General features: G+C 75.1%; 12 protein-coding genes. 4 read left to right on the top strand and 8 right to left on the bottom strand.

The window, feature by feature from the left end; all coding sequences use genetic code 11:
- Nucleotides 1-18 precede the first annotated feature (18 nt).
- The 4 genes from B086_RS0134565 to B086_RS0134550 form a co-directional block, all read right to left on the bottom strand.
- Nucleotides 19-2,922, bottom strand: coding sequence for an ATP-binding protein (locus B086_RS0134565; RefSeq protein WP_018571014.1), 2,904 nt, complete (start codon nucleotides 2,920-2,922; stop codon nucleotides 19-21).
- A 171-nt stretch (nucleotides 2,923-3,093) separates the two neighbouring features.
- A complete protein-coding gene (locus B086_RS0134560) occupies nucleotides 3,094-4,116 on the bottom strand; it encodes a (-)-alpha-amorphene synthase (RefSeq protein WP_234029426.1) in 1,023 nt (340 codons plus the stop codon).
- Nucleotides 4,117-4,121: 5 nt separating this feature from the next.
- Nucleotides 4,122-5,525 (bottom strand): cytochrome P450, encoded by a 1,404-nt coding sequence (locus B086_RS41520; RefSeq protein WP_018571012.1) that lies wholly within the window; start codon nucleotides 5,523-5,525, stop codon nucleotides 4,122-4,124.
- Between the two features lie 375 nt (nucleotides 5,526-5,900).
- Nucleotides 5,901-6,305, bottom strand: coding sequence for a DUF5997 family protein (locus tag B086_RS0134550; RefSeq protein ID WP_018571011.1), 405 nt, complete (start codon nucleotides 6,303-6,305; stop codon nucleotides 5,901-5,903).
- 72 nt (nucleotides 6,306-6,377) lie between these two features.
- Here B086_RS0134550 and B086_RS0134545 point away from each other — a divergent pair, with 72 nt between their 5' ends.
- On the top strand, nucleotides 6,378-7,229 hold the full coding sequence (locus tag B086_RS0134545) for a LysR family substrate-binding domain-containing protein (RefSeq protein WP_018571010.1): 852 nt from the start codon (nucleotides 6,378-6,380) through the stop codon (nucleotides 7,227-7,229).
- Between the two features lie 108 nt (nucleotides 7,230-7,337).
- On the opposite strand, the gene B086_RS0134540 is transcribed toward B086_RS0134545, so the two are convergent.
- Nucleotides 7,338-7,814, bottom strand: a complete 477-nt coding sequence (locus B086_RS0134540; RefSeq protein WP_018571009.1) for an Lrp/AsnC family transcriptional regulator — start codon at nucleotides 7,812-7,814, stop codon at nucleotides 7,338-7,340.
- 296 nt (nucleotides 7,815-8,110) lie between these two features.
- On the opposite strand from B086_RS0134540, the gene B086_RS0134535 reads away from it, so the two are divergent.
- On the top strand, nucleotides 8,111-9,613 hold the full coding sequence (locus B086_RS0134535) for an FUSC family protein (protein ID WP_026253077.1): 1,503 nt from the start codon (nucleotides 8,111-8,113) through the stop codon (nucleotides 9,611-9,613).
- Between the two features lie 210 nt (nucleotides 9,614-9,823).
- Nucleotides 9,824-10,861, top strand: coding sequence for a lactonase family protein (locus tag B086_RS0134530; protein WP_018571007.1), 1,038 nt, complete (start codon nucleotides 9,824-9,826; stop codon nucleotides 10,859-10,861).
- Between the two features lie 181 nt (nucleotides 10,862-11,042).
- On the opposite strand, the gene B086_RS0134525 is transcribed toward B086_RS0134530, so the two are convergent.
- Both B086_RS0134525 and B086_RS0134520 read right to left on the bottom strand, forming a co-directional pair.
- Complete coding sequence (locus B086_RS0134525) at nucleotides 11,043-11,966, bottom strand: sirohydrochlorin chelatase (RefSeq protein ID WP_086024362.1); 924 nt, start codon at nucleotides 11,964-11,966, stop codon at nucleotides 11,043-11,045.
- Nucleotides 11,967-12,189: 223 nt separating this feature from the next.
- Nucleotides 12,190-13,167 (bottom strand): N-acetylglucosamine kinase, encoded by a 978-nt coding sequence (locus B086_RS0134520; protein WP_018571005.1) that lies wholly within the window; start codon nucleotides 13,165-13,167, stop codon nucleotides 12,190-12,192.
- Between the two features lie 216 nt (nucleotides 13,168-13,383).
- Between B086_RS0134520 and B086_RS0134515 the strand changes: the two genes are divergently transcribed.
- Nucleotides 13,384-14,061 (top strand): uracil-DNA glycosylase, encoded by a 678-nt coding sequence (locus B086_RS0134515; RefSeq protein WP_026253076.1) that lies wholly within the window; start codon nucleotides 13,384-13,386, stop codon nucleotides 14,059-14,061.
- Between the two features lie 159 nt (nucleotides 14,062-14,220).
- Here the strand turns inward: B086_RS0134515 and B086_RS45805 are convergent, their stop codons facing one another.
- A complete protein-coding gene (locus tag B086_RS45805; RefSeq protein ID WP_078531282.1) occupies nucleotides 14,221-15,735 on the bottom strand; it encodes a sensor histidine kinase in 1,515 nt (504 codons plus the stop codon).
- Nucleotides 15,736-15,759 lie beyond the last annotated feature (24 nt).

Genomic DNA, 15,759 nt, shown 5'->3' with positions numbered 1-15,759 from the left:
GGAAGGAGAGCGAGGAGGTCACGGGCAGGGGCGGGGATAGGTCGCCAGCGTGGCGGCGAGCCCCGCGGCGTCGGTGCCCACCTTGCGGTACACGGAGGAGAGGAGCTGGCGCACCCCCTGCTCGGTGAGCCGCAGTTCCTTGGCGACCACCGCCACCGGATGCCCCTGCGCGGCCTGTTCGGCGGCCCTGCGTTCCTGTGCGGTGAGCGTGTCGGTCTGCGCGTACCGCAGCGGCAGCGGGCGCAGTCCGGCCGCCGACAGCTCCGCCCTGGCCCGTACGGCAAGAGGCTCGGCCCCGCAGTGGACCGCGGTCTCCAGGCCCCGGTAGAGCCGGTCGGCCGCGTCCGCGAGCCGGCCGTTGCGCGCCAGGGCGGCTCCGTGCCCGACCAGCGCGCGGGCCAGTTCGTACCCGGCCGGGGATCCCTCCAGCAGGCAGACCGCCTCGGCGTGCAGCTCCAGCGCCGCCGGGCCGCCGGTGACCTCGGCCATCGTGCGCAGCGCCTGCCCGGTGGCCGAGGCCGCGCCGAAGGCCCGCGCCCGCTGGACCGCCTCCCCGGCCAGGCAGACGGCGCGCTCCGGTGCGACCGGGGCCAGCGCCGTCGCCAGGTCGAGCTGCCAGGGGCACCACGCGGGATTGCGCCAGGCCCGGGAGTCCTGCCGGTCGCCGACGGCGGACAGCAGCCGTGCCGCCTCCGCGTGGCGGCCCTCCGCCAGCAGCAGTTCGGCGTACACGGTGCGCGGGTCGGGGTAGATCACCGCGTTCGGGACGGTCTTGCCGAAGGCGTGGTCGTCGGCGACCTGCCGGGCCTCCGCGATCCGGCCCCGGGCCAGCAGCGTCTGGATGAGCACACCGATCGCGAACCACTGCGCCGGAACCGCGCCCTCCACCCGGTCGGCGATCCGCAGCCCCTCGCGGACGTGGTTCTCCGCCTCGGCCAGGCCGCCGCGGTGGTAGTGGATGTAGCCGAGCAGTGTCTCGCCCAGGGCCAGATGGGAGCCGCGCCAGCCCTTGGCGTTGCACTCGGCGATGCCCCGGCCGAACAGTTCCTCGGCCCGCCGGGGCTGGTCGCAGTACATGAACAGCAGGGCGACCGAGGCGGGCACCTCGAAGCCGCGGTTCTCGTCGGTCCAGCTCATCCCGCCGCGCAGCGCACGCTCGGCATGGTCGAGGACCGTCTGCCGCGCCTCGCCGCGCACCATGGCGTCCCAGGCGCGCAGCCCCAGGATGTAGCGCTCCTCCAGGGTGCGGCCGGTCAGCCGTTCGGCCAGGCGGGCGAGTTTGCGGGAGCGGGCCGGTGAGTCGGGTTCGTCGGTGCGGAAGGCGCTCCACACGAAGTGGTCGGCCTGCATGCGCAGCCGGGTCCGCGGATCGGTGGCCTTGTGCGCCTCCTCGGCGGCCACGCTCGCGGCCTCCGCCATCCGGTCGGTGTGCGCCAGCGCCTGCGTCAGCCGGTAGACGATGGAGGCGCGCAGCCCGGGGGAGAGACCGGGTTCGGTGAGGGCCTGCCGCAGATGGGTGACGGTGGCCGCGGGTTCGATGAGGAAGGTCGAGCAGGCCAGTTCGTGCAGCAGCGCGGCCCGGTCCTCGGGCGGCGGCGGCTCCTGGAGGGCCCTGGCCAGCGCCCGCCGGGCGGCCTCCGGAGCCCCGGCCCGCAGATACTCGCGGGCGGCCTCCCGCAGACAGGCCACGGCCTCGGGCCTGGCCTCGCACGGCACTTCCAGCAGATGCCGTGCGGCGGCCGTGGGGCCGAGCCCGGCGGCGCGGACGGCCTCGGCGGCGGCGTTGTGCAGACCCACCCGCAGGCCGGGCGGGATGGACCGGTAGATCGCGGTGGCGATCAGCGGATGCGTGAACTCCAGATTGCCGCCGGTGCCGGGACTGTCGGTGAGGATCCTGGCGGCGCGCAGCTTCGCCGTCTCCTGCGCGGCCTGCTCCACCCCGACCACGGCGACGGCGGCGGCCAGGTCCGGCGGCACGGAGGTGCCCAGCACGGCGGCGGCCGAGGCGAACATGACGGTACCGGGGCCGAGCCGGCGCAGGCGGTCCAGCAGACCGGGCCCCTTGATCGCGGAGGCCACGTCGCGCATCACCGGCAGATCGGCCCCGGTCCCGCGCACCTGCCGTTCGGCGAGCTGGATCGCCAGCTCCACCGCCTCGAAGGGGCGGCCCTCGGTGACCGCGCAGCACTCCTCGCAGAACGCGTCCTCGGCCGACTCGCCCACGTGTTCCCGGATGATCCGGGCCACGCCCGTGGCGGAGAGCGGCCGCAGCGCGTGCGGACGGTTCTCGTGGTGCTCGACCAGGGCACGGAAGGCGGTGGCCTCGGGCGGCAGTTCGCCGGGACGGTAGGCGACGACGATCAGCAGGGGAAGGTTCTCGATGCGGGGCGCGAAGGAGGCGAGCCAGCTCAGCGACTCCGCGTCGGACCAGTGCGCGTCGTCCAGGAGCAGCACGACCGGCGCCCGCGCCACGGTGAGACGTGTCATCACCCAGTCGAGACCGTCACGCACCCCGGCCGGATCCGGCACCCGGGCGCTGTCGGACGCCTCCAGACCGAGCGCGGTGGCGACGATGTCGTACCAACTGCCCAGGAACTCGCGGCGCTCGGCCTCGGGCATCGCCGCCAGCGGGGGCTGCACCAGTTGCCGGACCACGTGGAAGGCCAGCTCCTGCTCGTTCTCGCCGCCCCGGGCCGACAGGACCGTGCAGCCCTGGGCCAGGGCCCGCGCGCGCAACTGCGCCATGAGCGTCGTCTTCCCCAGCCCGGCGGGACCGGTGAAGGCCAGCAGCCCGCCGCCGCGCAGGGACCCCTCGGCGGACGCGGCCAGGGAGGCCAGCGCGTCGTCCAGCACCCGCAGTTCCCGCTGCCGTTCCAGCAAGGGCCGGTGTCCGGTGTGCGACTGCCACGGCTCATCTGCCATGTGCCCTACCGCTTCCTGTGCTTCGGCCGTCCGAGGAAGCCAGAGCGTACGCCCGCGTGGTCCCCGGACGGCCGAATGGGGCATGGAAGAGGCAAGGAAGGGTGAATCGTCCTGCCCGGAGGTTTGGCACTCCTTCCTGATGGGTAGCGCGCCGGCGCCTCGGATGTCGCGCTACCGGGTGGGGGCCTGGGCGGAGTCCGCGTACCGCGGCACCGTCCGGGACCAGTGGTAGCAGCCGCGGATCCAGCCGGTCATGCCGTCCACATAGCCGGCACCGGCGGAGCTGAGCTCAGGGGCCAGTTCCGCGCGGAGCCGTTCGAACTCATGGATGGTGCCGTTGATCCGGCCGATGGCCGACGTCACCGCCTCCGGCAGCGAGCAGTCGTGGGCCCGCTGGTAGCCGAGGGCCAGATTGATCAGTCCGCCGGCACGCTGCTCCTTCACCGCCGAGTAGAGGTCCGGTATCCACACCGCGGCGTCGGAGGACAGCGCCGTCAGCCGCCGCATCAGCGGGTGGTGGAGTTCGCCCGGGGCCAGTTCGCCGGTCTGGGCGGCCTCGCACAAGGGGTAGAACGGCTGCACCCCCGCCGTCAGCGACCGGATCGACGTGCACACCCCGAGGCGCGGCGCGGCGGATCCGTGCTGGGCCACCGCCTCGTACATCAGCCCGTGCACGTACTCCTGGCCGTACCAGGCCCAGCGCGCCGCCTGGGCGGGGGTGCAGCGCCGCCGGACCTGCCGGTGGAGGTCGCAGAGCGCCGCCCCGAGAAGCGTCGTCGGCGGCCTGCCGTCGCGCAGGATCGCGACGCTCTCGCACAGCATGGGCAGCAGCCGGTCCGGTCCCTGCTCACCGATCTCCTCCGCCCGGTCGTCGAAGACGAACTGGTAGGCGATCTGGAGGGCGACGATCCGCAGGATGTCCGCGTCGACGTCCGGGGTGGTGTACGAGGCGAGCTGGGCCGGCCGGGTCCGGACGATCATGTCCGCGACGTCCGGGTCGGCGGTCAGACCGCGGTCGTCCAGCCAGTCGTCCGTGGCCGCCACCGCCTCGGCCTCATGGCGGTTGCTGCGGAAGGGGTAGGGCATGTGGAGGCGGGCGTCGATCAGATCGTTGAGCGAGGCGGCCGGGTCGGAGAGCGCCTCGGCGGCCGGGACTGCCTGTCGTGGTACGCGTTCCTCTTGCCGCGTCGCCACCTCGGTCACCTGCCCTTCGGGTCGGAGTGGTCCTGCCGGCGGGCCGGGCGCGGCGCGGCCCCGCCCGGTCCGGGCGGTGCCGGTTCGGGGGACGTCGGTTCGGCGGAGGCCGCTGCGAGCGGCGCCGGTGTGAGCGGCGCCGAGCCGGAGGCCGCCGGGCAGATCCGGCCCGCGCCCGGCTGCGGCGCGCCCGGCCGGGCCGGGCTCGTGCGGACCGGCCGCGGCTCGCAGGTCATCACCAGCGACCGGGGGCCCAGCGTCACGGCCGGACACACGGGCGCCACCGGCCCCGGCGGATGGCGCAGCCGCAGCCGTCCGGCGATCGTCGCGAGAGCCACCGTGGCCTCCGCCACCGCGAGCGTGTCGCCGATGCACTTGCGGTTGCCCGCCGCGAACGGCAGCATCGCGCCGTGCGGCACGGCCGCCGCCCGCTCCGGCAGCCAGCGGTCCGGCAGGAACCGCTCCGGCTCGGGGAACGACACGGGATCGTGGTGCAGCAGATACGGGCTGTAGAGGACGGTGGCGCCCCGGGGGATCCGGCAGCCGCCCAGCTCGGTCTCCTCGGTGGTGACCCGGGTGAACAGCCAGCCGGGCGGGGAGTGCCGCAGCGTCTCGGTCACGGCATTGCCGGTGTGCACCAGCAGCGGCAGTTCGGCGGCGGTCGGCGCGCGTCCGCCCAGCACCGTGTCGACCTCCTCGTGCACCCGGCGCTCGGCCTCCGGATGCCGGGCCAGCAGGCTGAAGAGGGAGGCCAGCAGGAGAGCGGTGGTCTCCACACCGGTGAGCAGCAGGGTGATGAGATGGTCGTGCACCTCCTGCCCGGTGATCGCGGGCCCGTCCTGCCCGCGCTCGGCGGCCAGCAGGGTGCCCAGCAGATCGTCCCGTGGAGCCTGTGCCCGCCGCCGTGCGACGGCCGCGTCGATCAGGCCGTGCAGGCGTTCGAGGGCGTCCCGGTAACGGCGGTTCGCGGGCAGGGGCACCCGGAAGGGCGCGTCCAGCGGCACCACCGTACGGACGAACAGCCCGCGCACCACCGTGGACAGACACTCCCTCAGCTCGGCGGCCGCGGCCTCGTCGAGGGTGTCCGAGAGCAGGACCCGGCTGGTGACACGGGTCGTCAGGGCCATCGTCGCCGCGCTCACGTCGACGTGCTGTCCCGGCCGCCAGGTGTCGCACAGCGCCGCAGTCTCGGTGCCCATCAGGTCCGTGTACGCGGCCACGCGCGTGGCGTGGAACCGCGGTTGCAGCCGCCGCCGCTGTCTGCGGTGGGTCTCCTGGCGGCTGGTGACCAGGCCGTCCCCCATCAGGGTCCGGAGCCGGTCGTACTGGGAGCCGCCCTTGTCGAACGTCCGGGTGTCCACGAGCATCCGGTGGACCAGCTCCGGATGGCACACGATCCAGGCGGGCACCGGGCCCAACCGGATCCGGACGATGTCCCCGCGCCGTGGCAGAGAGTTGAGAAAAGCCAGCGGACGGCGGAACAAGGCGATACCGTGGCTCAAGAAAGGGAATATGCCCGGCGCAGTACCCACGGTCCAGGACCGGTCGGATCGGTCGGTCGTGGATAGGGCACCGGTTGACGCACCGCTCATCGAATACCACCTGCCTCAGTCGGCACACAAAAATGGGGCGGTCTTTCAGGGCTTGGCGCTCGAACCATGTCCTGCCCAGTTCAACGTGTGCGCCGTCCGCCCTCCGCTGTGCACGGGGGGCGCACGGGAGCGCGCGGAAGCGTGGGACGAACCATCTGTGCGACGTACCGAGGCGGCCGGGCCGCCCCCGCGTCAGGCGTCCGGGGAGTCACCCTCCCCGGCCCGCTCGGCGTTCCGCTTCTTCAGCCGCGCCGCCTCCTTGCGGACCTCGGCCTGCGTGGCGCGCTCCTTCTCCAGCCACTCGGGCCCCTCCTGCCTCAGGGCCTCGATCTGCTCGGTGGTGAGCGCCTCGGTGATCCCGCCGCGCGCCAGGCCCGCGATGGAGACACCCAGCCTGGCCGCGACCACCGGACGGGGGTGCGGGCCGTCGCGCCGCAGCTCGCGCAGCCACTCGGGCGGGTCGGTCTGGAGCTGCTCCAGCTCGGCGCGCGAGACGACGCCCTCCTGGAACTCGGCGGGCGTGGCGGGCAGGTACACACCCAGCTTCTTCGCCGCGGTGGCGGGCTTCATCGTCTGGGTGCTCTGGTGCGACTTCATGGTGTCCAGACTATCCACCGGCGGGGCCGGGTCCCGACCACGCCGGGTGACCCGGCCGGGTAACCTGGCCGGGTGACAGGCTCGGAGACATCCCCCACGTTCCGGCTCGCGTACGTCCCCGGGGTGACGCCCGCCAAGTGGGTGCGGATCTGGAACGAGCGCCTGCCCGACGTCCCCCTCGCCCTCGTCCAGGTACCGGCCGCCGACGCGCCCGCGGTGCTCGGCGAGGGCCGCGCGGACGCGGGCGTCGTACGCCTGCCCGTGGACCATACGGTCTTCAGCGCGATCCCCCTCTACACCGAGACCACGGTGGTCGTCGTCCCCAAGGACCACCTGGTGACGGCGGCGGACGAGGTGTCCCTCGCCGACCTCGCCGACGAGGTCGTCCTGCACCCCCAGGACGACGTCCTCGGCTGGGAGCGGCCCCCCGGCGAGCCCGCCTTCGAGCGCCCCGCGACCACCGAGGACGCCGTGGAACTGGTCGCGGCGGGGGTGGGCGTGCTGATCGTGCCGCAGTCGCTGGCCCGGCTGCACCACCGCAGGGACCTGACCTACCGGACCGTCGCCGACGCCCCGCAGTCGGGTGTCGCGCTGGTGTGGCCCGAGGAGGCGACCACCGACCTGGTCGACGACTTCATCGGGATCGTGCGCGGCCGGACGGCCAACAGCACCCGCGGCCGCGCCCGGCCCGAGGCGCAGGCCGGGACCGGACGCGCGCAGGACACGGGGACCGGCCGCAAGGCCGCCTCCGGCAAGGGCTCCGGCAAGGCCCCGGGCAGGTCGGCGGGCAAGGGCGCGGGCGGCACCGGCAGGACGGCCCAGAGCCGAGGCGGCTCCGGCCGCACCGGCGGCGCGCGCGGCGCCAAGGGCGCCCAGGGCGGAGCCAGGGGCGCCAAGCGGGGCCGGCCGCGCCGCAGCTCCTAGCCTCCCGAAGTCCCGGTTCAGGTCCCGGGCCAGGCCCAAGGCCCGGTCCAGGTCTGGGTCCAGAGCCCGGCCCCGATCCCGTTCCAGGGCCGCGGGCAGGTGCCCGGTTCACTTGCCGGACGTACGCCCGATCGACTCCACCAACGGGAGCAGCCGGTGCGGGACGCGCTCGCGCAGGGCCACCTCGGTACGGGTGCGGACCACACCCGGCAGGCTGATCAGCTTCTGGATCACGTCCTCCAGGTGGGCGTTGTCGCGCGCCACGACCCGGGTGAGCAGATCGCCGCCGCCGGTGATGGAGAACGCCTCCACGATCTCCGGCACCCCGGCCAGCGCGTCCCCCACGTCGTCCAGGTGCCCCTGGGTGACCTCGATGTGCACGAACGCCAGCACCGGGTGGCCGAGCGCGGCGGGGGAGAGGGACGGACCCGTCCCGGTGATCACACCGTCGCGTTCCAGGCGGTCCAGCCGGGCCTGGAGCGTGCCCCGGGCGATGCCGAGGACGCGCGCGTACTCGCGCACGCTGGTGCGCGGCTGCTCCAGGAGCAGCCGCAGGATGCGGGTGTCGAGTTCGTCCACGGCCATGGCGGCGCCGGTCTCCTCGGGAAGGCGTCGTTCGGCCTGACTGTACCAATGGCCCACTCCCGCCCCAGGCCGGTGAGCCAGGCACGCCCGTCCATTGGCCTGCTGCCAGCGCTGTTGTCCGAGCCCCTGCTGTGCCAATGGCCCAGTCATTCCGGAGCCACTTGAGCCAGAGCCCCCGGGGATGCTCTGATGGACGGGTCGATGGCGCTGCGGATCTCCGCGGCGCCTTTTTCATGCCGGTCCCGGCGGGCGGTTCGTGCGCCGGGTCCACACGTCTGCCGAGGGGGCGGTCATCAGTGCTCAAGAGGGTGTTCGCGGCTCCGGATCCCGGGCGCGTGCGGCTGCGGTTCGCGTCCCGTGCCGTCCTCGGGATCGGCCTGGCGACCGCCGTGTGCGGGCTGGCCGGACATTCCCTGCACGGTGCCGTGACCGGCGGGCTCGCCGCGCTGCTCGCCCTGTTCACCGTCACCGACCCCACGGTCCGCGGCCAGGCGGTCACCACCGCGCTGCTGCCCGTCGTCGGCGTGCCCGTCCTGGCCGCCGCGGCGGCGCTGCACGGCGTCCCGGTGGCCCGGGACCTCACCTTCCTCCTCCTCGTCGGCGCCGGCGTCTACGCGCGCCGCTGGGGGCCGCGCGGCCACAGCCTGGGTGTCTTCGCGTTCATGACCTTCTTCGTGGCCCAGTTCCTGCACGCCACGACCGGGCAGCTGCCCGAGCTGTCCGCCGCCCTCGTGCTGTCCGTGCTCACCGCCGCCGCGGTGCGCTTCGGGCTGTGGTGCTACGAGCGCCGCAGCTCCCCGGCCGCCCCGCCGCTGCCCCCGGACGGCACCGGCCTCGCCCGGGTGACCACCCGGCAGGCGGTCCAGGCGACCGCCGGCGCCGGATTCGCGCTCGTCGTCGGCCAGCTGGTGTCCGGGCAGCGCTGGTACTGGGCGGTCGGCGCCACCTGGTGGGTTTTCGTGAACACCGCCTCACGTGGCGAGACGCTGGTCCGCGGCTTCCGCCGGGTCCTCGGCACGGTGCTCGGCATCGGCCTGTGCGCCTTCCTCGTCGCCCCGCTGCACGGAGCCGCGCTGCCCACCGCCGCGCTCGTCGCCGTCAGCGTCTTCGGCATCTTCTACACCGCCGCCGTGTCCTACACCTGGATGATGCTCTGGGTCACCCTCCTCGCCACCTCGCTCTACGGCCTGCTCGGCGTCCTCACCCCCGGGCTGCTCTCCCTGCGGCTGGGGGAGACGGCGGTCGGCGCGCTCGGCGCCTGGCTCGCCGTGCTGTTCGTGCTGCCGGTCAGCACCCACGCCGTCACCGGCGCCTGGATCCAGCGCGCCCTGCGCTGTGTGCACACCTGCACCGCCGAGGCCGCCGCCCGGCTCGCGGGCGCCACGGACGCCGACCCGGCGCCCCGGGTGGCCGAACTGGAACACCTGCTGGGCCGGGTCCGGCTCTCCGTCGCCCCGCTCGTCCACCCGCTGAACCCGATGCTCGGCCGCAAGCTCCGGGCCCGCCGGGTGCTCGCCCTGCTGGACGACTGCGCCCGCGAGATCCGCGGCCTGGTCGCCGTGGCCGCCGATCCCGTGGCCTCGCACGACGCGCGGCTGGCCGCCGCCTGCTGGCGGGTGGAGGCCGCCGTCGAGGCGCTCACCGACGGCGGCGGTACGTCCCTCACCGCCCCCGGCACCGCCCACCCGGCCGCGGAAGCACCCGCGCTCGCCCACCTGCACGGACTGGAGCGGGCCCTCGCCGAACTGGCCGCCCCGCTGCGCGCGCCCACCGGTTCGCCGCTGGTCGGCGCCCGATGACGCGAACCGCCCCGGGGACGGGCGCGCCGCGCCGTCGCACGCTCCCGCACCTGCGCGCGCCCCTCGCGCCTCCGGTGCACGACCGGCACGCGCGACGCGCGTCAGGACAGGGGCGCGGCGCCATCGGAATACTCGTCGCCACCATGGTCTAGACCGTTCTTGATCGGCTGCTACCGTCACCCCGAACGGGTCGACGGAGAGGGGACAGCGGTGGCAGACGAGGGCGGCAGGCGGCAGCGGGCGTTCATCGGGTCGTTCACGGCGGCGGGAGGCCCCGGCGTGGTCACCGCGGCCGTCACCGAGGGCGGCGCGCTGACCCCGCTGAGCAGCGTGGACGGCGTGCTGGACCCCTCCTACCTCGCGCTGTCGGCGGACGGCGGCACGCTCTACGCGGTCAGCGAGACCACCGAGGGCGCGGTGGCCGCGTACCGGGTGAAGGGTGAGACGGTCGAACTCCTCGGCCCGCCGGTCCGCGTCGACGGCAGCGGCCCCACCCACCTCAGCCTGGCCGACGGGCACGTCCTGACGGCCAACTACGACTCGGGCAGCGTCAGCGCCGTACCGGTGCGCGCGGACGGGCGCCTCGCCCCGAGCGTGTCCGACGTGCTGGCGCACACCGGTTCCGGACCGCACGAGCGCCGCCAGCGCGGCCCGCACGCCCATCAGGTGCAGCCCGACCCGAGCGGCCGGTGGGCCGTCAGCGTCGACCTCGGCACGGACTCGGTGCGGGTGTGCACCCTGGCGGACGGGGGCCTCGCCCTGCACCGCGAGATCGCGCTCCGCCCCGGCTCCGGCCCCCGCCACCTGGCCTTCCATCCGGACGGCCGGCACGCCTACGTCGTCAACGAGCTGACCCCGACCGTCACCGCCTGCCGGTGGGACGCGGAGACGGGCTCGCTCAAACCGCTGGCGGAGACCCCGGTGCTGCCCGCCGCCCCCGCGGGCGATGCCTACCCGTCGGGCATCGTGGTCTCCCCCGACGGCCGGTTCGTGTGGACCGCCACACGCGGCGAGGACGTCCTGTCGGTGTTCGCCGTCGAGGCGGACGGCGAGCGGCTCGAACCGGTCGGCACCGTCCCGTGCGGCGGCCACTGGCCCCGTGCCCTCACCTGGGCCGACGGTTACCTGTATGTCGCCAATGAGCGCTCCGGGGACGTCACCTGGTTCGCCGTGGATCCGCTCACCGGCCGCCCGGAACGGGCCGGTGCCATCAAGGTCGCGGCCGCGTCCTGCGTGGTTCTCGGCTGACCGCACCACCCGCTCGTACCACTCGCCCGCGGCACCGCCCCGGGCCTGCGGCGACACGGCGGAGGGCCCGCTCCCGGACATCCGGGGGCGGGCCCTCCGCGGCAGTCGTGCGGCAGCCTCCGCGGCAGGCGCACGCACCCGTGCGCGGCGGTCGTACGACCGGCGTGCGCCGGCGCGTACGTCAGCGGACCGGGGTGCCCTGCGCCTGCTGCGGGGCGATGCCCAGCGCCGTCGTGTACTTGGCCAGGGCGAGCTTGCCGATCGCCGGGTACGCGCCGAGCGCCTCGGCGGCGGGACAGTCGGCCTCCTTGGCGGCGGCCTCGACCAGCTCGGCGTCGATCTCCGGGCCGACCAGGTACGGCGCCAGCGCGAGCTGCTGGGAGCCGGAGGAACGCAGCTGCTCGGCGACGCCCGCGATCGAACCCTCCTGGTCGAGGGCGGCGGCCATCACCGGCACGGCGAGCCGTGCCGCGAGCAGCATGCCGGTGATCCCGGCCGCCTGCACGGCCTCCTCGCCGCCGACCGACGCGAGGATGATGCCGTCGGCGGCCGTCGCCACGGTGAACAGCCGGGCACGGTCGGCGCGGGCCAGACCCGCCTCGGACAGCCGCACGTGCAGGGCCTCGGCGAGCAGCGGGTGCGGGCCGAGCACGTCGGTCAGCTCGGCGGCGACCCGGCTCTCCATGACGGCCTGGCGCAGCCGCCGCAGCAGCGCGTTGTCCGGACCGGCGAGCAGCGGCACGACGACCGCGACCGGACCGTCGGGCTCGGCGGCCTCCCCACCGGCGGCGAGCGCCTGCTCGTAGCGGGCCGTCCGCTCGTCGGCCGCGCGCGCGAGCACGGACTGGACCGTCGGGAACTCCCCGTCGTCCCCGTCGAGGAACCCGATCAGGGCGTCCAGGCCGGGAAGCTCGGAGCGGGCGATGCTCACGACCTCCTCGGCGAGGCTGCGCGTGGCGGCACCGGGCGTGCCCGGCACCGCGAGGACGAGCGCGGGCGCGCCCTCGGGAGCCGCCAGCGGTTCGGGTCGGCGGTGCCGTCCGGGCTGGCGGGGGCGCGGCATTCGTACAGGCAGGCCGGACGCGGGCCCAGTGGGGGAGCTCATGGCGCCGCATGTTACTGGCTTTCGGGCTCCCCCTGTTCGGGGAGGGGGCGGGTGAGCGGTTTCCGTCCGGTTTTGTCGCTTGAGTGACAAGCCGATCGGAATTGATCGATGTGTGCAATCGGACGGGACACGACAACTCGCCCAGGACGTACGGGTACTTGTCCGGCACAAGGCGGACATGTGCTGGTTCGGGGTGATCGGTTCCCGGCTTCAGGGGCGGTCCTCAAGGGACGTACAGCATCGTCCCGTCCGCCGGGAGGGCGAGCGTGCCCCGAGCCAGATCGGTCGCGATCCGCACCGCGCCGTGCAGCGGATCCCCGTCCGCGACCACGCGTCGCGCGTGCGGCAGCCGCGCGGCCAACTCCTCGTCCAGCGGCCCGAGGAGGGGTTCGCCCATCTTGAACAGACCGCCGGTGAGCGCGATCGACGGGGCACCCGAGGCCGGGCAGACCGCGGCGGCCGACTCGGCCATGTGCCGTGCCGCCGCCCGCAGCACCCCGGCCGCGACCGGATCGTCCGGGGCGCAGGCGGCCACCTCGGGAGCGAACGAGGCCAGGACGGCGGCGCGGTCGGTGCGCGGATAGAGCAGGCCGGGCAACTGGGGCAGCGGACCGAACTTCTCCTCGGCGCGGGCAAGCAGGGCGGCCGAGCCGCCGTCCCGTCCGTCGTGGGCGCGCAGCGCGGCCTCGAGACCGGCCCGGCCGATCCACGCCCCGCTGCCGCAGTCGCCCAGCAGATGGCCCCAGCCGTCGGCTCGGCGCCAGCCGCCCAGGTCGGTCCCGACCGCGATCAGTCCGGTACCGGCGGCGACGACGGCACCGGGCCGCGGCCCCAGCGCGCCGACGTACGCGGTGACCGCGTCGGCCGCGAGCGCGACCCTGCGCGCGCCGAAGTCCCGGGCGAACGCGCCGGGCAGTTCGGCGCGCAGCGCGTCCCCCAGCGTGGCGAACCCGGCCGCCCCCACGACGGCCGTCTCCAGCCGCCCGAGTCCGGCCTCTGCCGCCAGGTCCCGCGCGAGCGGGGTGAGCTGGGCCAGCAGATGCCCGGGATCGATCCCCCCGGCGCCGGTGCGCACGGGTTCCCGGGACTCGCGCTGCGCCAGCGGCCCGCGACCGGGCACCCCCACGGTGACCCGGAGACCGGAGCCGCCGGAGTCCACGGCGAGGAAGCCGGCCGCGCCGGTGTCCTCCCGGGCCGTCACCGCCGCCTCCGGACGGGACGGACCGGGCAGCGCGGCCTGACCACTGGGCGCATCGGGCGTGCCTCCTCCACCGGGGGTCCGCACGGCCCCGGCGGGCGTACGCGGACCCCGCCGGATGTCGACGGGACGGACGAGACGGAAGGGTAGCGCCGCAGGCCGCGCACCGCAGGAGGTCCCGGTGCGGGGCACCGGCGCGTACCAGTAGAGTGACGCGCCGTGGCACCACGACCGTTGCATGAACTCGTCGAAGCGGGCTGGGCGAAGGCCCTCGACCCCGCGGCCGAACGCATCGCCTCCATGGGGAACTTCCTCCGGGCGGAGATAGCGGCCGGCCGGACCTATCTGCCCGCCGGAGCGAACGTCCTGCGGGCCTTCCAGCAGCCGTTCGACGACGTCCGCGTCCTGATCGTCGGCCAGGACCCCTATCCCACACCGGGCATGGCCATCGGGCTGAGCTTCGCGGTCTCGCCCGAGGTGCGCTCGCTGCCGGGCAGCCTGGAGAACATCTTCCGGGAACTGCACACCGACCTGGGCCTGCCCAGGCCGTCCAACGGGGACCTCACGCCGTGGACCCGGCAGGGCGTGCTGCTGCTCAACCGGGCGCTGACGACCGCGCCGCGCAAACCCGCCGCGCACCGGGACAAGGGCTGGGAAGAGGTCACCGAGCAGGCCATCCGGGCACTGGCGGCCCGGGGCAAGCCGCTGGTGTCGCTCCTTTGGGGCCGCGACGCGCGCAATCTGCGACCGCTGCTCGGGGACCTTCCGGCGATCGAGTCCGCCCATCCCTCGCCGAAGTCGGCGGACCGGGGGTTCTTCGGCTCGCGCCCGTTCAGCCGGGCCAACGACCTGCTGGTGCAGCAGGGCGCGCAGCCGGTGGACTGGCGACTGCCCTGAACCGGGGCCGCCGTTCCTGAGCCGTCGCCGGGCCGTCCGTGAGCCGTTGCTGAGTCAGGGGCCCGCCCCGATCCGGGGCGGGCCGGGCCGGTACGCGCCCGTGTCCCGCCGCGCTCGTCCGCGGCCGCCGCGCCCGGCCCCCGAGGGCAGGCGGTCAGGTCAGCGGCGCCGGGCACAGGCGCGGTCGCCGCCACTTCCTCCTGCCTGTCCGCCCTGTCCTGCCTGCCCGACGCGTTCCGGCCCGGCGGCCCGCGGGGACGGCACCGTGTCCGGGCCGTCGTCCCGCTCCGGGCGGTACGGAACCGGCAGGGTGAACGCCACCTCGAAACCCTCCCCGGGGCCGGGTCCGGCGCGGAAACTCCCGCCGTAGAGCCGCACCCGCTCGTGCATGCCGAGCACCCCGTGCCCGGTCCCCTTGACCGTGACCTCCTCCGCCCCGCCCGCCGCGGTGCTCCCCGCTGTGTTCCCCGCGGTGCGGGCGGTTTCCGGGCTGCGCCGACCGGCTCGCGCGGCGCGCCCCGCCGGTCCCCTGCGCCCACCGGCCGCACGGCCGTCGGCTCCCGCGGTTCCCGCCGCGCCGCGTCCGGCGGCACCGACCGGGACCGGGCCGTCGTCCCCGGTCGTGGCCGACGGGTCGGGCGTCCGGTCCCCTCCGTCGTCGGACACCGTGACGGACAGCAACTGGGCCTCGTAGGCCAGCGATATCCGGACCCGGGCGTGGGCGCCGGCGTGCTTGAGCGTGTTGGTCAGGGCCTCCTGGACGATGCGGTAGGCGCACAGGTCGGCTCCCGGAGCGAGTGGCCGGGGCGTGCCGGTGACCTCGGTCTCCACGACGAGGCCCGCCGCGGCCGTCCGGGCGGTCAGCTCGCCCAGCCGGGCGAGGCCCGCGTCGGGTCCGGTGGGCGGCCCGGACACGGCCTCGGTGCCGTCCGGGCCGACCCGCAGCACCTGGAGCAGGCCGCGCATCTCCTCCAGCGTCTCGCGCGCGGTGTCCTCGATGACGCACAGCGCGGCGCGTGCCCTGGCGGTGTCCGTGTCGAAGACGTACCGGGCCAGACCGCTCTGCACCGAGACGACCGACAGATGGTGGGCGACCACGTCGTGCAGTTCGCGGGCGATGCGTAGCCGCTCCTCCGTCACCGCGTGCCGGGCGCGGGCCCCCTCCTCGGCGCGCAGCCGCGCGGTCAGCCGGTCCAGCTCGGTGTTCTGCTTCTCCAGTCGGCGCAGGTTCATGCCGAAGCCCCAGGCGAGCAGCAGCACCACCAGCGTCTGCGCCACGGCCACCAGGGGGGACATCGCGTGGGAGGCCAGCGCGTTGTACACCCAGACCGCGACGACCGGTACCGCCGAGAGCGCGGTGCGGCGGGTCGGCTGAGCCGAGGCGATCGTGAAGAACGCCAGCATCGGCGACCACACGTTGACGGACGGCTGGTAGCCGAGCGCCGTGTACAGCACGAGACCGGCGCAGGTGGCGCACAGCACCGGCCACGGAGCCACCCGGCGCACCGCGAGCGGCAGATGGACGGCCGAGGTCAGGGCGATCGCGCGGGCGTCGAAGGGCGGCCAGCCCGCCGGCCGGTACCCGACGGCGAAGCCCAGAGTGGCCCCCAGCAGCGCGAGCGCGATCAGGGTGTCCAGAAGGAGGCGTTGACGGGGCGTCACCCATAGGCGCATGCCCGCAGGGTAGTCAGACACCTC

This window comes from Streptomyces sp. PsTaAH-124, assembly GCF_000373685.1.
Classification (GTDB): domain Bacteria; phylum Actinomycetota; class Actinomycetes; order Streptomycetales; family Streptomycetaceae; genus Streptomyces; species Streptomyces andamanensis.
This window is presented reverse-complemented; position numbering and strand designations above follow the sequence as displayed.